General features: G+C 44.2%; 19 protein-coding genes. 17 read left to right on the top strand and 2 right to left on the bottom strand.

Translation table 11 applies throughout. The annotated features are described in order from the left end of the window. Nucleotides 1-9 precede the first annotated feature (9 nt). From NKF87_RS07360 to NKF87_RS07330, 7 genes are all read left to right on the top strand, one after another. Nucleotides 10-654 carry a vitamin B12 dependent-methionine synthase activation domain-containing protein gene (locus NKF87_RS07360; protein ID WP_055214113.1) on the top strand — a complete coding sequence of 215 codons (645 nt, stop codon included), beginning with the start codon at nt 10-12 and terminating at the stop codon, nt 652-654. A gap of 28 nt (nt 655-682) precedes the next feature. After that, on the top strand, nt 683-3,073 hold the full coding sequence (locus tag NKF87_RS07355; protein WP_118308920.1) for a homocysteine S-methyltransferase family protein: 2,391 nt from the start codon (nt 683-685) through the stop codon (nt 3,071-3,073). Nucleotides 3,074-3,129: 56 nt separating this feature from the next. Then, nucleotides 3,130-4,137 carry an aspartate--ammonia ligase gene (asnA, locus tag NKF87_RS07350; protein WP_117597430.1) on the top strand — a complete coding sequence of 336 codons (1,008 nt, stop codon included), beginning with the start codon at nt 3,130-3,132 and terminating at the stop codon, nt 4,135-4,137. Nucleotides 4,138-4,238: 101 nt separating this feature from the next. After that, the gene (locus NKF87_RS07345; protein ID WP_117597431.1) at nt 4,239-5,750 is read left to right on the top strand and encodes a 4Fe-4S dicluster domain-containing protein; all 1,512 of its coding nucleotides are present in this window, start codon (nt 4,239-4,241) and stop codon (nt 5,748-5,750) included. Between the two features lie 131 nt (nt 5,751-5,881). Next, on the top strand, nt 5,882-8,521 hold the full coding sequence (gene alaS / locus NKF87_RS07340; protein WP_117597432.1) for an alanine--tRNA ligase: 2,640 nt from the start codon (nt 5,882-5,884) through the stop codon (nt 8,519-8,521). Between the two features lie 163 nt (nt 8,522-8,684). Continuing rightward, on the top strand, nt 8,685-8,861 hold the full coding sequence (rpsU, locus tag NKF87_RS07335; protein WP_005603101.1) for a 30S ribosomal protein S21: 177 nt from the start codon (nt 8,685-8,687) through the stop codon (nt 8,859-8,861). Nucleotides 8,862-9,138: 277 nt separating this feature from the next. Further along, nucleotides 9,139-10,359, top strand: a complete 1,221-nt coding sequence (locus NKF87_RS07330) for an aspartate aminotransferase family protein (RefSeq protein ID WP_117597433.1) — start codon at nt 9,139-9,141, stop codon at nt 10,357-10,359. Between the two features lie 82 nt (nt 10,360-10,441). Here the strand turns inward: NKF87_RS07330 and NKF87_RS07325 are convergent, their stop codons facing one another. Continuing rightward, nucleotides 10,442-11,395 (bottom strand): cation diffusion facilitator family transporter, encoded by a 954-nt coding sequence (locus NKF87_RS07325; RefSeq protein ID WP_253583353.1) that lies wholly within the window; start codon nt 11,393-11,395, stop codon nt 10,442-10,444. After that, the gene (locus NKF87_RS07320; RefSeq protein WP_055283488.1) at nt 11,385-12,002 is read right to left on the bottom strand and encodes a Maf family protein; all 618 of its coding nucleotides are present in this window, start codon (nt 12,000-12,002) and stop codon (nt 11,385-11,387) included. Before NKF87_RS07320 ends, NKF87_RS07325 begins: the two co-directional genes overlap by 11 nt. 198 nt (nt 12,003-12,200) lie before the next feature. On the opposite strand from NKF87_RS07320, the gene NKF87_RS07315 reads away from it, so the two are divergent. The 10 genes from NKF87_RS07315 to NKF87_RS07270 all read left to right on the top strand — a co-directional run bounded on the left by NKF87_RS07315 (nt 12,201) and on the right by NKF87_RS07270 (nt 22,999). Further along, nucleotides 12,201-12,737, top strand: a complete 537-nt coding sequence (locus tag NKF87_RS07315; protein WP_006426481.1) for a prolyl-tRNA synthetase associated domain-containing protein — start codon at nt 12,201-12,203, stop codon at nt 12,735-12,737. Between the two features lie 77 nt (nt 12,738-12,814). Next, nucleotides 12,815-14,536 carry an ABC-ATPase domain-containing protein gene (locus tag NKF87_RS07310; RefSeq protein ID WP_173790952.1) on the top strand — a complete coding sequence of 574 codons (1,722 nt, stop codon included), beginning with the start codon at nt 12,815-12,817 and terminating at the stop codon, nt 14,534-14,536. 3 nt (nt 14,537-14,539) lie between these two features. Then, nucleotides 14,540-15,109 carry a 16S rRNA (guanine(966)-N(2))-methyltransferase RsmD gene (rsmD, locus tag NKF87_RS07305; RefSeq protein WP_055283492.1) on the top strand — a complete coding sequence of 190 codons (570 nt, stop codon included), beginning with the start codon at nt 14,540-14,542 and terminating at the stop codon, nt 15,107-15,109. Continuing rightward, nucleotides 15,103-15,594: a pantetheine-phosphate adenylyltransferase gene (gene coaD / locus NKF87_RS07300; RefSeq protein WP_173790951.1), complete on the top strand. Its 492-nt coding sequence runs from the start codon at nt 15,103-15,105 to the stop codon at nt 15,592-15,594. Before rsmD ends, coaD begins: the two co-directional genes overlap by 7 nt. A gap of 5 nt (nt 15,595-15,599) precedes the next feature. Then, nucleotides 15,600-16,322, top strand: coding sequence for an ATPase (locus NKF87_RS07295; RefSeq protein ID WP_173790950.1), 723 nt, complete (start codon nt 15,600-15,602; stop codon nt 16,320-16,322). Nucleotides 16,323-16,432: 110 nt separating this feature from the next. Then, entirely contained in the window at nt 16,433-16,780 is a 348-nt protein-coding gene (locus NKF87_RS07290) for a hypothetical protein (protein ID WP_173790949.1), read from the top strand. Nucleotides 16,781-17,380: 600 nt separating this feature from the next. Continuing rightward, on the top strand, nt 17,381-18,829 hold the full coding sequence (locus tag NKF87_RS07285; RefSeq protein ID WP_117597437.1) for an aminoacyl-histidine dipeptidase: 1,449 nt from the start codon (nt 17,381-17,383) through the stop codon (nt 18,827-18,829). A 76-nt stretch (nt 18,830-18,905) separates the two neighbouring features. Further along, complete coding sequence (locus tag NKF87_RS07280; RefSeq protein WP_173790948.1) at nt 18,906-20,282, top strand: RsmF rRNA methyltransferase first C-terminal domain-containing protein; 1,377 nt, start codon at nt 18,906-18,908, stop codon at nt 20,280-20,282. Between the two features lies 1 nt (nt 20,283). Then, on the top strand, nt 20,284-20,997 hold the full coding sequence (locus tag NKF87_RS07275; protein ID WP_055283503.1) for a pseudouridine synthase: 714 nt from the start codon (nt 20,284-20,286) through the stop codon (nt 20,995-20,997). Continuing rightward, entirely contained in the window at nt 20,984-22,999 is a 2,016-nt protein-coding gene (locus NKF87_RS07270; protein WP_253583352.1) for a YgiQ family radical SAM protein, read from the top strand. The genes NKF87_RS07275 and NKF87_RS07270 overlap by 14 nt, the downstream gene beginning before the upstream one ends. Nucleotides 23,000-23,015 lie beyond the last annotated feature (16 nt).

The following is a 23,015-nucleotide window of genomic DNA, read 5'->3' as shown; positions in this document are numbered from 1 at the left end:
GGAAGCAAAATGGACGCAAGAACGAAAGAAGCAATTCGTTACTTGGGATATGGCAGACATGCGGTAGATGATCATACGCTGAAGCTTGTGGAAAGCTGTTTTGAAGAACTTTCCCAGGCGGCGTGCGGCAGGATCGTCTACCGCATTTTTGAATTAGAATTCCCGGAGAGTGGAAGAATCCTTCTGGGAAATCTGGATATCCACAGTAAAAATCTTTATAAAAATCTGACGGGATGTAAAAAAGCAGTGCTGCTAGGTGCAACGCTTGGACCGAAAGTTGATCTGCTATTGCGGAAATATTCCATCGGAGATATGGCAAGAGTGGTAACACTTCAGGCGTGTGCGGCTGCTATGCTGGAAGAATATTTGGATGAATGGCAGACTGCTCTGGAAGCAGATATGAAGAAAGAGGGTTATTATATCAGACCGAGATTCAGTCCTGGATATGGAGACTTTGATATTGCACATCAGGATATGATCCTCCGTATGCTGGATACGGCAAAGAAGATCGGGCTGACACTTACCGGCGGCAATATGTTGACACCGTCAAAATCGGTGACGGCAGTGATCGGTCTCAGTGAAACAGAGACTTCCTGCCATATCAAAGGTTGTGAAGTGTGTCAGAAGAAGGACTGCGCATATCGCAGGTCATAAGATACAGGAAAAGGATAGGAGCAGACAGATGTTATTAGAACGACTGGGAAAAGAATTATTATACTTTGATGGCGGCATGGGAACGCTTCTGCAGTCAAAAGGATTGCAGCCAGGAGAACTTCCGGAAGTCTGGAATCTGGAGCATGCAGAAGAGATCGTTGATATTCATAAGTCATATTTCGAAGCCGGCAGTGATATCGTGCTTAGCAATACATTTGGTGCCAATGCGATCAAATTTCATGATTCCAAGTATGGACTGAAAGAAATCGTGACGGCCGGGATCCAAAATGCGAAAAAGGCCGCAGAGCTCGGCGTGCATGATGGAAGAACGACTTATGTAGCGTTAGATGTGGGCCCGACGGGTAAATTATTAAAACCAATGGGTGATCTTTCTTTTGAAGATGCATATGAGGCATTTAAAGAGACCATGATCTATGGAGAAGAAGCAGGAGCAGATCTGATCCATATCGAGACCATGAGTGACAGTTACGAAGTGAAAGCAGCAGTACTTGCAGCAAAAGAGAATACGTCACTTCCGGTATTTGCAACCATGATCTTTGATGAAAAGGGAAAACTTCTGACAGGTGGAGATGTCCCGGCAGTGATTGCCATGCTGGAGGGACTCCGCGTGGATGCACTTGGAATCAACTGTGGTATGGGACCGGAACAGATGCTTCCGATCCTGGAGGATATTCTGAAATACGCATCGGTTCCGATCATCGTAAAACCGAATGCAGGACTTCCGAAGCAGCGTGACGGGGAAGTCTATTATGATGTAGAACCGGAACAGTTTGCCGGATATATGGCAAAAATCGTAGAGATGGGAGCGCATGTGATCGGCGGATGTTGTGGAACAACACCTGCACATATCCAGAAGATGGTTGAGACGACCAGAGAGATGAGCGTAAAGCCGGCAACAAAGAAAGATATCACAATGGTATCTTCTTACGGACATGCGGTCATCCTTGGCGGCAAGCCGATGATCATCGGAGAGAGAATCAATCCGACCGGTAAGAAGAAATTCAAACAGGCATTAAAAGACCACGACATGGATTATATCCTGAAAGAGGGGATTACGCAGCAGGATAAGGGAGCACATATTCTGGATGTCAACGTAGGACTTCCGGATATTGACGAACCGGCGATGATGAAAGAAGTCATCATGGAGCTTCAGAGCGTATCAAGCCTGCCGCTTCAGATCGATACCGTTGATATCACAGCAATGGAAGCGGCGATGCGTATCTATAACGGTAAGCCGATGGTGAACTCTGTAAATGGAAAACAGGAAAATATGGATGCTGTCTTCCCGCTTATTAAGCGTTACGGAGGTGTTGTGATCGGTCTTACGATCGATGAGGACGGAATCCCGGCAACCGCAGACGGAAGAGTCCGTGTGGCAGGAAAAATCATCGAAGAAGCGAAGAAATACGGCATTGACAAAAAAGACATCGTGATCGATGTGCTGGCAATGACGATCAGTTCTGAACCGGAAGGTGCGAAGGTCACGCTGGAAGCACTCAAAAAAGTCAGGGAGATTTATGGTGTCTGTACGGTTCTTGGTGTATCGAACATTTCGTTCGGTCTTCCGTACCGTCCGGCAGTTAATTCAAATTTCTATACGATGGCCATGCAGAATGGATTAAGTGCGGGGATCATTAATCCTTCTTCTGAGGATATGATGCGCTCGTATTATTCATTCTGTGCGCTGATGAATTACGATAAGAACTGCGAGGAGTATATCCGTGTATATGGCAGTCAGAAAGCAGGAACACCTGCACCGGCAGCCAAGGCAGAACTGACTTTAAAAGAGGCCATCGAAAAAGGTCTGAAAGAAGAAGCACATCATGCAACAGGAGAACTGTTAAAGGAACAGGCACCGCTGGAGATCATCAATGAACATCTGATCCCAGCACTGGATACGGTAGGAAAAGGATTTGAAAAGGGAACTGTCTTCCTGCCGCAGCTTCTGATGAGTGCCGATGCGGCAAAGATCGCATTTGCAGTGATCAAGGATGTACTCGCACAGGAAGGCGGGGAAGTCCAGGCGAAGAATAAGGTCATTCTCGCAACGGTAAAAGGAGATATTCACGATATTGGTAAGAACATTGTAAAAGTCCTTCTGGAGAATTACAGTTTTGATGTGATCGATCTGGGGAAAGATGTACCACCGGAAGTGATCGTAGATACTGCAGTGGAGCAGGATATCCGGCTGGTAGGTCTAAGCGCGCTTATGACGACAACGGTTGTAAGCATGGAAGAGACCATCAAGTTATTGAGAGAACGTAAACCTGAATGTAAAGTCATGGTAGGGGGAGCTGTGCTGAATCAGGATTATGCAGATATGATCGGGGCAGATTTTTACGGCAAAGATGCAATGCAGTCCGTATATTATGCACAGAGAGTATTTGAAGAAGAGTAATCAGTGAGCAAAGAATTTCATAAAAATATACAGCAAACAAAAAGGAGACAGAAAAAATGGGATTAATATTACCAGAACATTATGACCCTCGCTTAAGCGTAAGAGAGACACAGGAAGCAATCAAGTACATTCGTGACACGTTCCAGAAGGAATTCGGAAAAGAGATGAATCTGGAGAGAATCTCTGCACCGTTATTCGTAGAAAAAAGCAGTGGTCTGAACGATGACCTGAACGGTGTGGAAAGACCGGTACAGTTTGATATCGCAGGCGTTCCGGGAGAGACAATAGAAGTTGTACATTCCCTTGCAAAATGGAAACGTATGGCATTATACAAATATGGATTCCAGCCGGGTGAGGGACTTTATACAAATATGAACGCGATCCGCAGAGATGAAGAACTTGACAACTTACATTCCTGCTACGTGGATCAGTGGGACTGGGAAAAAGTGATCAAAAAAGAAGAACGTACCATTGAGACACTGGAAGCTACCGTACGCAATATCTTCAAGATCATCAAACATATGGAACATGAAGTATGGTACAAATATCCACAGGCAGTAAAGAAACTTCCGGAGGACATCTATTTCATCACTTCCCAGGAACTGGAAGATATGTATCCGGATAAGACTCCGAAGGAAAGAGAAAACCTGATCACAAAAGAACACGGCTGTGTATTCCTGATGAAGATCGGTGACAAACTCGCAAGCGGCGAACCGCACGACGGACGTGCACCGGACTACGATGACTGGCAGTTAAACGGAGATATCCTGTTCTGGTTCGAGACACTGAACTGTGCACTTGAGATCTCCAGCATGGGTATCCGTGTAGATGAAAAAGCTCTGGAAGAGCAGCTTGTAAAAGCCGGCTGCGAAGAGAGAAAGAATCTTCCATATCACAAAATGCTGTTAAACGGCGAACTTCCGTACACCATCGGAGGTGGTATCGGACAGTCCAGACTGTGCATGCTGCTTCTCGACCGCGCACATGTCGGTGAAGTACAGGCAAGTTTGTGGCCGGAGCAGATGCGGAAAACCTGCAAAGAACACAATATGATTCTGCTTTAAATTGATTTTCAAAATTAGTTGATAACATTTTCTCAAGTGTCTATAATAGAACTATAGACTGTTATAAAAATGACAAAGGAAAAACAGGAGGAACTCCAACTATGATGAGAGGCATTAACACAACCGTAAGACGGTTGAGAAGAAAAGTTTTTGAAGAAGTTGCAGCACTTGGTTTCAAAGCAGATGCAGATACTCTGTGCGATGATATGGAAGCAATCCCATATGCACTGGTGAATGATGAGACAGAGCAGTACCGTGACAGTGTTTACCGCGCAAGAGCAGTTGTACGAGAACAGGTAAGACTTGCAATGGGACTTTCACTCCGGCCGGAAGACAAACCGGTACATCTGACAGCGGGGGTGGAAGCAAGTAACATATCAGATAAGTATTATGAACCGCCGCTTATGCAGGTAATTCCATCCGCATGCATGAGATGCGAAGCGAAAGGATATGAGGTCAGCAACATGTGCAAAGGATGTCTGGCACATCCTTGTATGGAAGTCTGTCCGAAGGGTGCGATTTCCATGGTAAACGGCAAATCCCATATTGATCAGGAAAAATGTATCAAATGTGGAAAGTGCAAGAGTGTCTGCCCATATGATGCAATTTCCAAAAAAGAGCGTCCGTGTGCAAAAGCATGCGGTGTAAATGCAATTGAATCGGATAAAATGGGACGCGCCTATGTCAATCCGGACAAATGCGTATCCTGTGGTATGTGTATGGTAAGCTGTCCGTTTGGAGCAATTTCAGACAAATCCCAGATCTTCCAGCTTGCAAGAGCATTGTCGGAAGGCGAGCAGATTATTGCTGAGATCGCACCGGCATTTACCGGACAGTTCGGAGATAATATCAATGCGAGAAACTTAAAAGCAGCACTGGAAGAACTTGGATTTTCACAGGTGTATGAAGTGGCGCTTGGTGCAGATATCGGAGCTGTTGCGGAGGCACATCATTATGTAGAGAAGGTTGCGACAGGAGAATTACCGTTCCTTTTGACATCCTGCTGTCCGTCATGGGCAATGCTGGCAAAGAAATATTTCCCGGATATGATCGATGAAGTGTCTCAGGAACTGACTCCTATGGTTGCTACTGCACGTACGATCAAGAAAGAACATCCGAATGCTAAAGTAGTATTCATCGGACCATGTGCGGCCAAGAAACTGGAAGCGATGCGCAGAACCGTAAGAAGTGATGTTGATTTTGTAGTGACATTTGAAGAACTGCAGGGAATGTTTGATGCGAAAGGAATCGACCTTTCCGAATATGAGGCAGAGTCCTCCTTCCACAATGCAACAGGTGCAGGACGCGGCTATGCGGTTGCAGGCGGCGTGGCATCTGCAATTGAAAAATGTGTAAATGAGTACTATCCGGGTGTGGAAGTAAAGATTGAGCATGCAGAAGGTCTTGCGGATTGTAAGAAGATTCTTTCTATGGCGAAGATCGGAAGAATGAACGGATGTCTGATCGAAGGAATGGGCTGTCCGGGCGGATGTGTAGCCGGTGCGGGAACGAACATCCCGGTGCCAAAAGCACAGAAGAAAGTGAAAGAATTTGTAAAAGCATCCAGCAAGCAGCTTCCGCCAAAAGAACTCGGTGAAATCGAGCTGAAATAAGTAAAAAAGAGACCAAAAAAGAGACAGGCGTAAAGATTGACAAAACGCCTGTCTCTCTTTATAATTAAAAGTTAGTATTGATAAAAATATTTATACTGATTAGATACATGAATGTAGAGCAGGAGGAAATTATGCAGAAGTATGGCGTAAACGAATTAAGAAGAATGTTTCTTGAGTTTTTTGAAAGTAAGGGACATCTGGCAATGAAGAGTTTCTCGTTAGTGCCTCATAACGATAAGAGTCTGTTACTGATCAACTCTGGTATGGCACCATTGAAACCATATTTTACAGGACAGGAGATACCACCGAGAAGACGAGTTACCACCTGTCAGAAATGTATCCGTACAGGAGATATCGAGAACGTAGGAAAGACAGCCAGACATGGTACATTTTTCGAAATGCTTGGTAACTTCTCATTTGGAGACTATTTTAAAAACGAAGCAATTCACTGGACATGGGAGTTCCTTACAGAAGTAGTGGGACTGGATCCAGATAGATTATATCCATCCATTTACCAGGATGACGATGAGGCCTTCGAGATCTGGAATAAAGAGATTGGAATTCCGGAGGAGAGAATCTTCCGTTTCGGAAAGGAAGATAACTTCTGGGAGCATGGAGCAGGACCTTGCGGACCGTGTTCAGAAGTATATTATGACCGTGGAGAAAAATATGGATGCGGAGAGCCAGGATGTACAGTCGGATGTGAATGTGACCGTTACATGGAGATCTGGAACAACGTATTTACACAGTTTGACAACGACGGACATAATAACTATACAGAATTAGAGCAGAAGAACATCGATACAGGTATGGGACTGGAACGTCTGGCATGTATCGTGCAGGATGTTGATTCCATGTTCGATATCGATACATTAAAGGCTTTAAGAGACCATGTATGTAACATGGCAGGAGTAGAATATCAGAAAGATGATAACACAGATACTTCAATCCGAGTACTGACAGACCACATCCGTTCAGTAACATTTATGATCTCAGACGGTATCCTTCCATCAAACAGCGGACGTGGATATGTATTGAGACGTCTTCTCCGCCGTGCATGCCGTCATGGAAGACTTCTTGGAATCAAGGGAGCATTCCTTGTAGAACTTGCACAGACAGTTATTGACGGATCTAAAGACGGATATCCGGAACTGGAAGAAAAGAAAGACTTTATCTTTAATGTAATCGCAAAAGAAGAAGCACAGTTTAATAAGACGATCGACCAGGGACTTTCTATTCTTGCAGACATGGAAGAAGAGATGAAGAAGAACGGAGAGACGGTTCTTTCCGGAAAGAATGCATTTAAGCTGTATGATACTTATGGATTCCCAATCGACCTGACAAGTGAGATCCTGGAAGAGAAGGGTCTGACTTATGATGAGAAAGGATTTGAAGAAGCACAGAAAGAACAACGTGCAAAATCCGAAGGAACATTTGGTACACATAACTACAGCGGTAAAGATGCAAGTGTATACGACCAACTAGAGGCAGAATTATCTTCTGAATTTGTTGGATATGACCAGCTGGAAGTGGAATCTGAAGTAACAGCTATGACAAGTGAGACAGAAGTGGTAGATGCACTGACAGACGGAGATAAAGGAACGATTATTACTGCTAAGACTCCGTTCTATGCGACGATGGGTGGACAGGAAGCTGATAAAGGCGTGATCTGTACAGAAGACGGCGAATTTGTAGTGGAAGATGTTGTGAAGCTTGCAGGTGATAAATTCGGCCATATCGGACAGGTTACAAAAGGTATGGTCAAAGTCGGTGACAAGGTAATGCTGAAAGTTGACAAAGAGAACCGTGCACTTGCTGAGAACAACCACAGTGCAACCCATCTGCTTCAGAAAGCTCTCCGTATGGTACTTGGCAATCACGTAGAGCAGGCAGGATCTCTGAATAATGCACAGAGATTGCGTTTCGACTTTACACATTTCTCTGCCATGACAGCAGAAGAACTGCAGAAGGTTGAAGATATCGTAAATGAGAAGATCCGTGAGAATCTTCCGGTTGTAATTAAAAATATGCCGATCGAAGAGGCTAAGAAGACGGGAGCTGCAGCTCTGTTCGGAGAAAAATACGGAGACATTGTACGTGTTGTAAGTATGGGTGATTTCTCTATCGAATTCTGTGGTGGTACACATGTAAAGAATACAGGAAACATCATGGCATTTAAGATCCTGTCCGAGACAGGTGTGGCTGCCGGAGTACGCCGTATTGAAGCCCTGACATCCAAAGGACTTCTGGATTACTATAGCGCTCAGGAGAAGAAGCTTCATGAGACTGCAAAATTACTGAAAGCAACACCGGAAAACATCGAAGAGAAGGTTTCTCATCTGATGAATGAAAATAAGGTATTAAAGGGCGAAGTAGAGAGCCTGAAGAGCAAACTTGCAAAAGATGCCATGGGTGATGTGATGAACCAGGTAGAAGAAGTAAAAGGTGTGAAATTCCTTGCTACAAGCCTGGAAGGTGTAGATATGAACGGCCTTCGTGATCTTGGAGACCAGTTAAAAGAGAAGCTGGGCGAAGGTGTGATCCTGCTTGCTTCTGTTAATGATGGTAAAGTAAGCCTGATGGCTACCGCTACAGACGGAGCTATGAAACAGGGAGCTCATGCAGGTAACCTGATCAAAGCAGTTGCCAAATTAGTTGGCGGCGGTGGCGGCGGACGTCCGAATATGGCGCAGGCCGGCGGTAAGAATCCGGCAGGTGTAGAGGATGCTCTGAAGGCTGCAAAAGAAGCATTAGAAGGACAGCTTGCATAAAATTTTACTGTCAATTCGCGAAATTTTGCAATTTTTTCCAAAGTGGAAGAAAGTTGTTGACGTGAGAAAAAAATATGTTATAATCATATGTAGTGCAATAAAAATACCCGAACAGTCGTATGATGCACAATATAGGACTGGAGGGGAGGTTAGGTGTGAGACTATGTCAAATGTAATCGTTAAAGAAAACGAATCGTTAGATAGCGCTTTACGCAGATTCAAAAGAAACTGTGCAAAGGCTGGTATTCAGCAGGAAATTCGTAAAAGAGAACATTACGAAAAACCAAGCGTAAGACGCAAAAAGAAATCTGAAGCTGCTAGAAAACGTAAGTATAACTAATATGTGCAGAAATAGAGTGTCGTATGACACTCTATTTTTTATACCTGTGTATGTCGGAAAAGTTCATGATAAAAATATTTAAAAAAAATTTCAAAAAACATATTGACGTTTCAAAAACACAGGTATATACTGTGAATCGTTGAAAGGCAAAGGCGCCATACCCGTTTGGGTGTGGTGCCTTTTTTTCGTTCTAATGACAGAGTGATAAAAGGATAGGAAAACGAACGAGATCATAATTCAACAAATTCGAAAATGAATGAAAGTGAGGAGTTTTATTATGAGATTAAAGGATACGGGACTTACAGCACAAGAGTTGAAGGACATGGTCAATAAGTATATGATGGAGACTTATGAAAGATATGATTTCATTGCAGAGAGAGCAGAGGGCATGTATTTGTATGATGAAGAGGGAAATGCATATCTTGATTTCTACGGTGGAGTTGCCGTTAACAGCTGTGGTAACAGAAATCCAAAAGTCATTGCAGCAATCAAGGATCAGTTAGATGATATCATGCATACATTTAACTACCCATACACAATTCCACAGGCATTACTGGCTAAGAAGATCTGTGATACGATTGGAATGGATAAGATCTTTTATCAGAACTCCGGAACAGAAGCCAATGAGTGCATGATCAAGATGGCAAGAAAATACGGTGTGGATAACTTTGGACCGGAAAGATATCACATCATTACAGCAAAACATGGTTTCCATGGAAGAACATACGGAGCAATGTCTGCAACAGGACAGCCGGACAATGCCATCCAGATGGGATTCAAACCAATGCTTCCGGGATTCGATTATGCAGAATATAATAACCTTGAAGATTTCAAATCTAAGGTAACAGAGAATACGATCGCAATCATGATTGAGCCTGTACAGGGTGAAGGTGGTGTGCATCCTGCAACACAGGAATTCATTGAAGGACTTCGTAAATTATGTGATGAAAAAGATATGTTACTCCTGTTTGATGAGGTTCAGACAGGATGGGGACGTACCGGAGCACCGATGGCATACATGGGATATGGCGTGAAGCCAGATGCAGTGTCCATGGCAAAAGCAGTCGGAGGCGGAATGCCATTAGCAGCATGTTGTGCAACAGAGAAAGTAGCAAAAGAATTTACAGCAGGAACACATGGTTCTACATATGGCGGACACTGTGTAACATGTGCAGCAGGTCTTGCATCTGTAACAGAAATTCTTGATAATAACTTAAGTGAAAATGCAAAAGAAATGGGAGAATACATGAAACAGGAACTTGCAAAACTCCCACATGTGAAAGAAGCAAGAGGACGTGGATTGCTGGTCGGATGCGAATATGATATTCCGATCGCTGTAGAGGTAAAACACGGATGCCTTGACAGAATGGCACTGATCACAGCAATCGGAGACAGTGTAAACCGTATGATCCCGCCACTTATCGTAACAAAGAAACAGATTGATGAGTTGATGTTGATCATGAGAGCGTCTATCGAAGATGCAGCTGCAAAATACTAATTCAGACAATACCACAATTTTGATTCATAAAACTACCTTTAAAAAGAGGCTGCCGGCAATTATGCTGGCAGCCTCTTACGTATTATGCTTCTTCTTCATCAGGAACGGGTTCGGGAACCTCTGTATCCCCGTTGTATTCAATGTCCGGAAGTAGTTCAAAATAAAAATCCTGATATTCTTTTGAAAGCGCCTGGATAATCTCTTTCTGCACAGATTTGAATTTGGAAATAGAAATCATATCACGGTTCATGGTGATATATACGCTGATCCATAATTTCCGTCCGGTACGCAGGATATCATAATATAATTTTGTGTCCCCGTATGTGGCAAGAATCGGAGATACGATATCTTTGATCTCCTGAACCGTTTCTTCCTCCGGAGGGAGTAAGAACAGGTCCCGAAGTCCCGTAATCACGGTTTTTACCGGAACCGGAAGCATAAAAAGGGACAGGATGATCGCCAGTATCGGGTCGAGATAAGGAATCAAAGGCTGGAACCATTCTCCGGTTATGATCTGCGGCAGAAAGAATGCGATGCACATACCAAATGATGCAACAGAGTCGATCTGCCATTCCTGGATCTCCATGATCACGATCGGTGAAGTCAGTTTACTGTTCATCCTGCGAAGCAGGAAGATCACAGCAATACTGACTAAGGTGGCACTCATTTCAAAATACGCAACCATGGAAAAGTTGACATGCTGGCCGCCGTGGAAGATGATCTGGATGTTGTTAATGATCAGTCCGACGGTAACAGCAATCATGATCGCACCTTTTACAACAACAAATAAGGATTCAATCTGCTGGTAACCAAATGGGTGGCTTTCGCTGGACGGCTTGTACATCAGCGGAACCAGTGAAAGTGACACGAATACCATCAGAATCTCGACGCCGTCATAGACACTGTCCAGAAGGACGGCCTGCGACCTTGTGATGACCGCCATAACGATCTCCAGGATTACGAAAATCGTACTTCCTGTGATGGAGATACGGAGTGCGGATTTTTCGTATTTCTGTTTACTCCGGCTAGAATGCATAATGTATCTTCTCCTTTGGCAAAATGGAATCAAGTTCATGGTAGAGTCGTGCGATCGGAAGGCCGACTACATTATTATAATCACCTTCGATCCCTTTTACGTGGATGGCAAATGCGCCCTGGATGCCGTAAGCGCCGGCTTTGTCAAGAGAATCACCGCTGTCAACATAAGTATGAAGATCCTCTTTTGTGACTGGATAAAATGTAACATCCGTTTTTTCGTAAAATGTATGTAGGATCTGCTTCCCGCTGATATGTCCTGCGAATGTGACTCCGGTATAGACTTGATGTGTGCGGTCCGCGAGCATGGAAAGCATATCAAAGGCTTCCTCGTTATCAGCCGGTTTTCCGAGAATCTCACCGCGGTAAGATACAATGGTGTCGGCACCGATCACGATACAGTCTTCTGTCTGATATGCAGGATTATCTTTTATCCGTGATTCGTATACATCAAGAGCTTTTTGATGTGCCAGTTCCATCACGACATCGGATGGAATATCTTTTGTAATCTTTTCTTTAACTGCAGACGGGATAACATCAAAAGAAAATCCTGCCTGGGTAAGCAGCTCCTGCCGTCTGGGAGAAGCTGAGGCTAATACGTATTTCATGACTTTTTCTCCTTGTGACTTTTTAGATATAAAGGTGTCAAAGGCAGAAATCCCCCGACAACATCAATTATAGTATAGCATAAAATGACAGAAACAGAAATTTATAAGAAATAAATTTGTAATGTAAAAATTGCAATCGCTGTGCAGATTCGATATAATGTTAACAAGTATAAGTATCAGAAACGGAGGTTTAGTGTTATGTATATCAGTGAAATAAGGACAAAAGCACCGGCAGACGAGAGAATGCCGTTAGAGCGTAAATTCTACGATACATTGGAAAAATTAAAAATCCCATATGAACAGGTAGACAATGATCCGGCATCTTCTATGGAAGAATGTGCGGAAGTAGACAAGGCAATCGGAACGGAGATACGGAAGAATGTGTTCCTATGTAATCAGAAGAAGACGACATTCTTCTTGCTGGTGATGCCGGCCGATAAAGCGTTTGACACGTCTTCTTTCAGTAAGAAGCTGGGCGTATCCCATATGTCATTCGCACCACCGGAGAAGATGCTGGAACATCTTGGTACAACACCGGGATCTGCAAGTGTTGCGGGACTTCTGACGGATGAAGATGATTATGTGCAGGTGATCATAGATAAGGAAGTTGCAGAGGCAGAATGGTTCGGATGCAATCCGGGGATCAATACCAGCCATTTGAAATTCAAGACAAAAGATCTGCTTCAGAAATATCTTCCGGCGATTCATCACAGAGCAAGGATTGTGGATCTGTAGAGTGCAGAAAAAACGCAAAAGCAGACTTCTAAAAGAAAGAGAAGAAAATAAAAAGGAATAGTAGCAGTTACAAAAATATGAAGACATCAGAAGATTTAAAACAGATATTGGAACGCATTGATCACAGAGGATATCCGGCATATAAGGATACAAGAGGCGTATACCAGTTCGGAACATATATACTGGGAATTGATCATGTACAGGGAGATCCGTTTGCAGCACCGTCCAGGTTACATATACAGGTGGCCGGAAGAGCAGTACGGATTCCGAAAGAACTATATGACAGCAAACATAAAAAGACGGCGGTGGCAGATTATCTGCTGCGAAATTTTGCAAAGCAGCTGGAACGGCATTCGTTTCAGGCACATGGTTCCGGAAAAAGCGGAATTATTCAGGTGACGAGATGTGGTCAGGAAGTGCTGGAACGTACGGCGTGTGAGATAGATGAAAAGACAGGGGATGTGACTGTCCGCTTTGAAGTCGGATTTCCGGCAAGAGGACGTACGATACAGGCAGGAGAGCTGGTTAAAATTCTTTATCAATATCTCCCGGCATGTGTGGAAAAAGCATTATATTATAAAAATATGGACCGCAATGCAGTAAAGCAGGCAGCAGAACTTTCCGTGGATCAGGAATATATCCGTGAACAGTTGAAAAAAGAAGGACTGGTCGCATTTGTTGCTGACGGATCTATACTTCCGAGAGAATCGGGGGTTTCCCAGAGACCGATGAAGGATGCGGTACCGTTTGCTTCACCGGATTCTATGAGAATTACTATGAAGCTTCCATATAAAGGTATGCTTACCGGAATGGGGATCCGAAAGGGGGTTACCTTGATCGTAGGTGGCGGCTACCATGGCAAATCTACACTTTTGAAAGCATTAGAAAGTGGTGTATATCCACATGTTGCGGGAGACGGAAGAGAATATGTGGTCACGGATGATACGGCAATGAAGATCCGTGCGGAAGACGGAAGAAGTATCCGGCATACAGATATTTCCATGTTTATCAATGATCTGCCAAATGGAAAAGATACTTATGCGTTCGATACAGAAGATGCGAGCGGAAGTACATCACAGGCGGCAAATGTCATAGAAAGCATGGAAGCGGGAACACAGGTATTCCTGATTGATGAAGATACAAGTGCAACGAACTTTATGGTCAGGGATGAACTGATGCAGCAGGTGATTCACCGTGATATGGAGCCGATCACACCATTTATTGAGCGAGTGAGGGAGCTTTATCGGGAATATGGAATATCGACCGTGCTGGTAGCGGGAAGTTCCGGATCCTATTTCCAGATTGCGGATCAGATCGTTCAGATGGATAAGTATGTTCCGAAAGAAATTACGGAACTTGCAAAGAAAGCAGCTGCAGACTATCCGGCATTGAAGTTCCCGGAAGAAAAGCCAAAAGAGCCATCCTATGACCGGAAAGTACGCAGAAATCCGGGTATTCGACAGAAAGGCAGAGTAAAATTGAAAACAATGGGGCGTGATGCAATCATGATCGGTCATGAGACGATCGATCTGCGGTATGTGGAACAGCTCGTGGACAGTGAACAGTTGAATACGCTGGGGCAGATTGTGCGCTTTCTGGAAGAGGAGGTATTTGATGGAAAGAAGACGCTTGGACAGGCTGTGGAACAGGCGGAGAAGCTGTTGGATAAAAGGGGACCTGCCGGAATGTGTGAAGGAAACATTGTACCGGGCAATCTTGCAAGACCGCGTATACAGGAGATTTATGCCTGTATGAACCGTTACAGAAAGCTTGGAACAGACAGGAAAGAGAGGGGATAGAATATGAGAGTCATTGCCGGAAGTGCAAGAAGAACACAGTTAAAGACGTTAGAAGGCATGGATACCAGACCAACGACAGACAGGATCAAGGAGACATTGTTTAACATGATCGCTCCATATTTATATGACAGCATCTTTCTGGATCTGTTTGCCGGAAGCGGCGGAATCGGGATTGAAGCTCTGAGCAGGGGAGCAATGGAATCTGTATTTGTAGAGAAAAATCCAAAAGCTATGGCATGTGTCAAAGAGAACCTTCAGAAGACGCATTTTGAAAGAAAAGGGATGACCATGCAGATGGATGTGATGACAGCTCTCTATAAATTAGAGGGAGAAAAGCAGTTCGATTATATATTTATGGATCCACCGTATAATCATGAATTAGAAAAAAGCGTGCTGACTTATCTTGCGGAATCATCGCTTTTGTCAGAGGAAGGAATCATCATTGTAGAAGCTTCCAAAGAGACAGAATTTGATTACGCGGAAGATCTCGGATATCACATCATCAAAGAAAAAGAATATAAAACAAACAAGCATGTATTTTTGGAACCTGCGGGAAGGAAAGAAATATGTTAGCTGGAATCTATCCGGGAAGCTTTGACCCGGTTACATACGGACATCTGGATATCATCAGAAGATCTGCCGGAATGGTGGATGAACTGACAGTCGGAGTGTTGAATAATAAAGCAAAAACCCCGTTGTTTTCCGTAGAAGAACGTGTTAAAATGTTAGAGGAAGTAACGAAAGACATAGCAAATGTTAAGATTATTCCATTTGAAGGACTGCTGGTGGATTTTGCCCATAAGCTGAATGCGAAGATTGTAATAAGGGGACTACGGGCAATCACCGATTTTGAATATGAGTTACAGATGGCGCAGACAAATCATAAGCTTGCGTCGGATGTTGAGACAGTTTTTCTGACAACGAATCTGCAGTATTCATATTTAAGCTCTACTACAGTGAAAGAAGTAGCGGCCTTCGGAGGAGATATATCCCAATTTGTGCCGGAATACATAGAGCAGAAAGTCTGGGAGAAAATGAAACATAGAAGGAGAGTGTAAATATTATGAGCAGCCGTATTGAGCAGATCATAGAGGAAATTGAAGAGTATATCGACAGCTGTAAATTCCAGCCGTTGTCGACAACAAAAATAATTGTAAATAAAGATCAGATGGACGAACTGTTAAGAGAGCTTCGTATGAAAACACCGGATGAGATCAAGCGTTACCAGAAGATCATTGCGAACAAGGATGCGATTTTGGCTGATGCACAGGCAAAAGCAGACGGCATGATCCAGGAAGCACAGATTCAGACAAATGAACTGGTAAGTGAGCATGAGATTATGCAGCAGGCATATGCACAGGCAAACGAGATCGTAACCGCAGCAACTGCACAGGCACAGCAGATACTGGACAATGCAACGAACGATGCAAACCAGATCCGTGTCGGAGCCATTCATTATACAGATGATCTCCTTTCTCAGGCGGAGAGTGCGATCGGACGCACACTGGATACATATACATCGAAGTATGACAGTCTTGTAAATTCTCTTCAGGAATGTTACGACATGGTACGTAACAACAGAGCAGAGCTTGATGTTCCGCCGGAGACAGAACAGAATGTACAGCAGGAGTATCCGCAGGATCAATATCCGGCAGAAGAATATCCGCAGGATGCTTATGAGCAGGATACGTACGGACAGGATGATTATCTGGATGATGGAAATTCATATCCGGATGATATGCCGATTTCTGATTATGATATTCAGGAAGACGATACATTGGATTAAGATACAATCAAATAGCATATATGTAAGCGGAGATAAGAAGACTGGTTACCAATGCGGTGACCAGTTTTGCTGTTATATAGGGAAGAATCGGTAATTGGCTGCTGGAGATCATGGAATATGTTTGGGCGATGCAACACCATCCGCCGAAAGAGGTCAGAAAAGCGCAGAGGATAATCTTCTCAGTTGTATATAACGCAGATGAAAAGAGCAGTCTGATTCCGGTGCTGATCTCCAGACTGGAATACAGAAGAAGCGAAAAGATAGTGTTCGGAAGAACCGAAGCAAGCAGTTGTATCAGGACAGAGAACATCATCATATATCCTCCGACTTTTGTGACAGATTCGAATGCATTCAAGATACAACGGTCAAGAAAGTTGTCAGAGATACTTTCAGATGGATTGGAGAAAGAACCGGGTGTTACCTGTGGAAAGGAACAAGAGGATTCTGGCAGGCGGTAGAAGAGGCGGAAGATAAAACTCAACATAAGCGGTGTAAATGTAAGAATCAGGAAAAAAGGAATGCAAAGATTACGTTCCTTCATATTTTGGGCCACTACATAGCTTAAGATAAAAGCAGGGCTTATATTGTTGCAGAAAGATAAAAGGTAAGAGGCTTCCGAACGCGAGATTTTATTGACATTCAGAAGATCAGAGGTGGTCTTCGCACCCATCGGATATCCACATAAGAATCCGGTGAGTACTGCGAATGTGCCATAATAAGAGGTGCCGAGAAGCGGACATAAAAAAGTGGATGTGATACGGCAGATCCAGTGAAGTGCAGGTGTGCAGATCAGAACATTGATTAGTATCATATAAGGAAGCAATGTGGGAAGGACATGCCGGAACCACAGAACAAGTCCGTAACTGGCACCGGTAAAGACTGTCTGCGGAAATGACAGCATGCTAAAAAACAGAATCAATATCGGAATGGTAAGGGCAGGATGTCTGGACATGTGATCACCCGGAGAACCTTGTTAATTCATTGTATGGATAAGGTTGATTTTTTATGAAGACTGTTAGATAATAGATATCAGTGTAACATAGGAGGAATGTAGGAAAATGGCAGTATTAAATGAATTAGAACCGAAAGAAGTCTTTCGCTTTTTTGAAGAAATAAGTGCAATCCCGAGAGGAAGCCGCGATACAAAGCGCATCAGTGATTATCTGGTCGCATTTGCAAAAGAAAGAGACTTGAAAGTGATTCAGGACGAAGTGAATAATGTAATCATATTTCAGCCAGGAACACCCGGATATGAGGAAAGCGAACCTGTAATCTTGCAGGGGCATATGGATATGGTATGTGAAAAGACATCGGAATCCACACATGATTTTGAAAATGACGGATTGGAATTGTATGTGGAAGATGGATTTTTAAAGGCAAAAGATACCACTCTTGGGGGAGATGACGGAGTTGCTGTCGCAATGGCACTTGCACTGCTGGATAGCAGAGAGATTCCACATCCGCCAATTGAGGCAGTATTTACCGTGGACGAAGAACTTGGAATGGAAGGTGCGGAAGCTATCGACCTGACTGTACTAAAAGGGAAAAAACTCATCAATCTGGATTCAGAAGAAGAGAAGACCCTGACGGTTGGATGTGCGGGCGGAGTCCGCTATCAGGGACTGATTCCGGTAGAAAAAGAGACGGCATCCGGTGATGAGATCAAGATTACCATCCAGGGACTTCTTGGAGGACATTCCGGAGAAGAAATCCACAGACAGCGTGGCAATGCAAATAAGATGATGGCACGTCTGTTGTATCACATTGCAGAAGAAAAGAGTTACCGCTTAAGTGAGATTTACGGCGGCTCTAAAGACAACGTGATCGCAATGGAAGCACATGCATCTCTCGTAGCAGCACCGGAAGATACCGAACAGATACTGGCCATGATCCGGAATATGGAGGATGTATGGAATGCGGAATTCATGGGAGAAGAACCTGGTCTGACAGTAAAAACAGAAACAGAAAAAAATACAGATACAGTAGTGTTCTCAAAAGATACTACGCAAAAAGTAGTAGGGTATCTGAAGGCGAGTCCAAATGGATTAAAAGAATACAGCCGTAAGGTTGCCGGCGCGACAGAAACTTCCTTAAATCTTGGTGTTGTATCTATGAAAGAAAACGGTGTGGAAGCTGCTTTCCTGATCAGAAGCGCCGTGGACAGCAGAAAGCAGCAGGTATTGGAAGAAGTCGATGCTGTGACAAAAGCGTTCGGAGGAACAGGAACAATTTCCAGTGCATATCAGGCATGGCAATACAAACCAAAGTCAGAGCTCCGTCCGGTCATGATAGAAGCATATAAAGAAATCTACGGAAAAGAACCGGAGATATGCATTATCCATGGCGGACTGGAGTGCGGAATCTTTCTTGGAAAACGGCCGGATCTGGATTGTGTATCTTGCGGACCGGATGTTCTGGATATTCATTCATATAATGAACGTCTGGATATTGCATCTACGCAGAGAAGCTGGGAATTCCTGAAACTGGTACTTAAGAACTGCAAATAACAGGAAATAATAACAACATTCATAATGACGACAGTAAGACAGTCAGAACAAGAAAAAGATGACGGAGGATAAATATATGGAACTGCCAGCAGCATTTGAGGAAAAGATGCGGGCACTTCTGCAAGAAGAGTTCGACGACTATATTGCCTGCTATAAAGAACCAAGATACTATGGCATGCGTGTAAATACAGGTAAGATATCTGTGGAAGAATTTGAAAAGATATGTCCGTTTGAGATTAAAAAAATTCCATGGATCGAAAATGGTTTCTATTATGACGGGGACAAAGTGTCTCCTGCAAAGCATCCGTACTATTTTGCCGGTCTTTATTATCTTCAGGAGCCAAGTGCCATGACACCTGCGAACCGCCTTCCGGTAGAACCGGGAGACAAGGTTCTGGATGTATGTGCAGCTCCGGGAGGAAAAGCGACGGAATTAGGAGCAAAATTACAGGGAGAGGGAGTGCTGATCGCTAACGATATCAGCAGCTCAAGGGCAAAGGGCCTGCTTAAGAATATAGAGGTATTCGGAATCGGGAACGTCCTTGTTTTGAGTGAGGAACCGGGACGTCTGGAAAATTATTTTACGGAATATTTTGACAAGATCCTGATCGATGCACCGTGTTCCGGAGAGGGAATGTTCCGGAAAGATAAAAAGATGGTAAAAGCATGGGAGGAACATGGACCGGAATTCTTCAGCAATCTGCAGCGGAATATCATTCTGCAGGCAGCAAGAATGTTAAAGCCGGGTGGCCTTATGCTATATTCGACGTGTACATTTGATCCGGGTGAAAATGAGCGTATCATTGAACATCTGAAGAAAGAATATCCTGAATTCCATGTGCTTCCGATGGAAAGTTATGAGGGATTCTGTCCGGGAATACCGGAAGTGACAGAGGAAAAAGACGAAGAACTGAAAAAGACAGTCCGCATTTTCCCACATAAGATGAAAGGAGAAGGCCATTATGTAGCCCTTCTGCAAAAGGGTGAACCACTGCCTGCAAAAGAACTGAAAACAAAAAAGAAGGCGGGAAAGATTCCGGCCGACCTGGAAGAGTTTATGAAGCTGGTAACCTGGAAACTGGACGGTTCCAGACTGGATATCCATGGTGAGCGCATTTACTATATGCCGGAGGGACTTCCGGATGTGAGAGGAATCCGTTTCTTAAGAACCGGACTGTTGCTTGGAGAACTGAAGAAGAACCGTTTTGAACCAAGCCAGGCATTTGCTATGTGTCTGAAGAAAGACGAATATGCACAGATCATTGATCTCCCGTGTGAAGATGAACGAGTCAGACGATACCTGAAAGGGGAGACACTGGATGTGGACGATCTGACGGAGAGAAAAGCAAAAGGCTGGTATCTGGTATGTGTGGATGGGTTCCCGCTTGGATGGGGGAAAGTATCCAATGGTACATTGAAGAACAAATATCTGCCGGGATGGAGGCTGTGTTAAGATGATGCGTCTGGATAAATATCTGGCAGAGATGGGTGTGGGAACCCGCCAGGAGGTAAAAAAACAGATCCGTCAGGGAAAAGCAGCAGTTAACGGAACAGTGGTAAAAGCAGCAGATACAAAGATTGATGAGACCAGTGATGAAGTGACGATTAGCGGCCGGAACATATCTTATGTATCGTATGAATATTATATGCTGAATAAACCGGCCGGCGTGGTATCGGCAACTGAAGACCGGAGAGATACTACAGTGATCGATCTGATCAAAGAGAAGAAGCGAAAGGACCTCTTCCCGGTCGGACGATTGGACAAAGATACGGAAGGATTACTTCTGATCACCAATGACGGAGATTTGGCACACCGTCTGCTGGCACCGAAAAAGCATGTGGATAAAGTCTATTATGCAAAAATAGATGGAATGGTTACAGAAGAGGATGTAAAGCGGTTCGCAGAAGGAATCGATATCGGCGCAGAGGAAGAAGAGATGACAAGACCTGCAAAACTTGACATTATGAAGAGCGCGGAAGAATCTGAGATCCGCCTTACGATCCATGAAGGAAAGTTCCATCAGGTGAAGAGGATGTTCCTTGCAGTGGGTAAAGAAGTTACTTATCTGAAGCGAGAACGCATGGGAACCCTGTGCCTGGATGAAAATTTGAAGCCCGGAGAATACCGGCTGCTGACAGAAGAGGAGATAGAGAATGTCAGAAAATAAATTTTTACCGATTTGCAAAAAGGATATGGAAGAACGGGGATGGGAACAGCTGGATTTTGTCTATATTTCCGGAGATGCTTATGTAGACCATCCGTCTTTCGGACATGCGATCATTACGAGACTTCTGGAAGCGCATGGATTTAAAGTCGGTATCATTGCGCAGCCGGACTGGAAAGATAAGAACAGCATTACGATCCTTGGAGAACCGAGACTGGGATTCCTTGTTTCTGCGGGAAATATGGATTCGATGGTGAATCATTATTCCGTGTCGAAAAAGCATCGCAGAACGGATGCTTATACGCCGGGAGGCGTGATGGGAAAGCGTCCGGATTACGCAGCGGTTGTATACAGTAACCTGATCCGTCAGGTATATAAGAAGACACCGATCATCCTCGGAGGGATCGAGGCAAGTCTCAGACGACTGGCACATTATGATTACTGGTCAGACAAATTAAAACGTTCGATCCTGCTGGATTCCGGTGCAGATCTGATATCTTATGGAATGGGAGAACATTCGATCATTGAGATTGCAGAAGCTCTGGACAGCGGTATTGCGGTCAGTGATATCACATTTATCGCTGGAACGGTTTATAAGACGAAGAGTCTGGACAGTGTCTATGACGCGGAGATTCTTCCGGGATACGAAGATATGAAGCAGGATAAGCTGGAGTATGCAAGAAGCTTTTATACACAGTATTGCAATACCGATCCATTTGCCGGGAAAAGGCTGGTAGAGCCATATAATGATCATATGTATGTAGTACAGAATCCACCGGCACTTCCGCTTTCGGAAGGGGAAATGGACGATGTCTACGGACTGCCTTATATGCGGACCTACCATCCTTCTTATGAGAAGGACGGCGGCGTACCTGCAATCTCAGAGGTCAAGTTCAGTCTGATCAGCAACCGTGGCTGCTTTGGCGGCTGCAGCTTCTGTGCACTTACCTTCCATCAGGGAAGGATCATGCAGGTGAGAAGCCACGAGTCGCTGTTAGATGAGGCGAAGATGATTACGCAGGAAAAGGACTTCAAAGGCTATATCCACGACGTAGGAGGTCCGACGGCGAACTTCCGCCAGCCATCCTGCGAAAAACAGCTCACACGTGGCGTGTGTAAGAACCGCCAGTGCCTGTTCCCGAAGCCGTGTCCGAATCTGAAAGTAGATCACAGAGACTATATCAAACTTCTGAAAGAACTGCGTGACATTCCAAAAGTGAAGAAGGTATTCATCCGTTCGGGAATCCGGTTCGATTATGTTGTTGCGGATAAAAGTGATGCATTTCTGGAGGAACTCTGCCGTTATCATGTAAGCGGACAGTTAAAGGTTGCACCGGAGCATGTATCGGATGATGTTCTTACACTGATGGGAAAACCAGAGAACAGTATATATCAGGAATTTGTGAAAAAGTACAATAAGATGAATCAGAAGATCCACAAAGATCAGTATCTTGTGCCGTATCTGATGTCTTCACATCCGGGATCCAGAATGAAAGATGCAGTAGAACTTGCAGAGCATATCCGGGATCTTGGATATATGCCGGAACAGGTACAGGATTTCTATCCGACACCGTCAACGATCTCGACGTGTATGTATTATACAGGCGTGGATCCAAGAACGATGCGGCCGGTCTATGTGCCGAAGAATCCGCATGAAAAGGCAATGCAGAGAGCTCTGATCCAGTACCGGGATCCGAAGAATTATGATCTGGTCATGGAGGCTCTGAAAAAGGCACACCGCATGGATCTGGTAGGATTTGATAAACACTGTCTGATACGCCCGAGAAAATTCGAAGGCAGATCACAGCAGAAAGTACCGGGACAGAAAACGCAGAATCAGAAGTCTTCCGGAAAACCGGGACAGAATGACCGTAGGAAAAACAAAAACGAGCATTCCAGAAGAAATACTGTGCAAAGTGACAGACAGAACAGCAGACAGAATACAGAAACGGATAGAAGCAGACAGAAAAAGAAATCGATCCGGAATGTGCATAAGAAGAAATAACAGCAAGAGAAATAGC

Source organism: Dorea longicatena, from assembly GCF_024168045.1.
Lineage (GTDB): Bacteria > Bacillota > Clostridia > Lachnospirales > Lachnospiraceae > Dorea_A.
Note: the sequence above shows the minus strand (reverse complement) of the source record. Positions and strands in the feature narration are given on the sequence as shown.

Excerpts from the sequence above, each read along its gene's own strand:
- coaD (WP_173790951.1), top strand. The coding sequence starts at position 15,103 with ATGTTAGCTGGAATCTATCCGGGAAGCTTTGACCCGGTTACATACGGA.
- NKF87_RS07285 (WP_117597437.1), top strand. The coding sequence starts at position 17,381 with ATGGCAGTATTAAATGAATTAGAACCGAAAGAAGTCTTTCGCTTTTTT.
- rsmD (WP_055283492.1), top strand. The coding sequence starts at position 14,540 with ATGAGAGTCATTGCCGGAAGTGCAAGAAGAACACAGTTAAAGACGTTA.
- alaS (WP_117597432.1), top strand. The coding sequence starts at position 5,882 with ATGCAGAAGTATGGCGTAAACGAATTAAGAAGAATGTTTCTTGAGTTT.
- asnA (WP_117597430.1), top strand. The coding sequence starts at position 3,130 with ATGGGATTAATATTACCAGAACATTATGACCCTCGCTTAAGCGTAAGA.
- NKF87_RS07310 (WP_173790952.1), top strand. The coding sequence starts at position 12,815 with ATGAAGACATCAGAAGATTTAAAACAGATATTGGAACGCATTGATCAC.
- NKF87_RS07290 (WP_173790949.1), top strand. The coding sequence starts at position 16,433 with ATGGAATATGTTTGGGCGATGCAACACCATCCGCCGAAAGAGGTCAGA.
- NKF87_RS07345 (WP_117597431.1), top strand. The coding sequence starts at position 4,239 with ATGATGAGAGGCATTAACACAACCGTAAGACGGTTGAGAAGAAAAGTT.
- NKF87_RS07320 (WP_055283488.1), bottom strand. The coding sequence starts at position 12,002 with ATGAAATACGTATTAGCCTCAGCTTCTCCCAGACGGCAGGAGCTGCTT.
- rpsU (WP_005603101.1), top strand. The coding sequence starts at position 8,685 with ATGTCAAATGTAATCGTTAAAGAAAACGAATCGTTAGATAGCGCTTTA.
- NKF87_RS07270 (WP_253583352.1), top strand. The coding sequence starts at position 20,984 with ATGTCAGAAAATAAATTTTTACCGATTTGCAAAAAGGATATGGAAGAA.
- NKF87_RS07280 (WP_173790948.1), top strand. The coding sequence starts at position 18,906 with ATGGAACTGCCAGCAGCATTTGAGGAAAAGATGCGGGCACTTCTGCAA.
- NKF87_RS07295 (WP_173790950.1), top strand. The coding sequence starts at position 15,600 with ATGAGCAGCCGTATTGAGCAGATCATAGAGGAAATTGAAGAGTATATC.
- NKF87_RS07275 (WP_055283503.1), top strand. The coding sequence starts at position 20,284 with ATGATGCGTCTGGATAAATATCTGGCAGAGATGGGTGTGGGAACCCGC.
- NKF87_RS07325 (WP_253583353.1), bottom strand. The coding sequence starts at position 11,395 with ATGCATTCTAGCCGGAGTAAACAGAAATACGAAAAATCCGCACTCCGT.
- NKF87_RS07360 (WP_055214113.1), top strand. The coding sequence starts at position 10 with ATGGACGCAAGAACGAAAGAAGCAATTCGTTACTTGGGATATGGCAGA.
- NKF87_RS07330 (WP_117597433.1), top strand. The coding sequence starts at position 9,139 with ATGAGATTAAAGGATACGGGACTTACAGCACAAGAGTTGAAGGACATG.
- NKF87_RS07355 (WP_118308920.1), top strand. The coding sequence starts at position 683 with ATGTTATTAGAACGACTGGGAAAAGAATTATTATACTTTGATGGCGGC.
- NKF87_RS07315 (WP_006426481.1), top strand. The coding sequence starts at position 12,201 with ATGTATATCAGTGAAATAAGGACAAAAGCACCGGCAGACGAGAGAATG.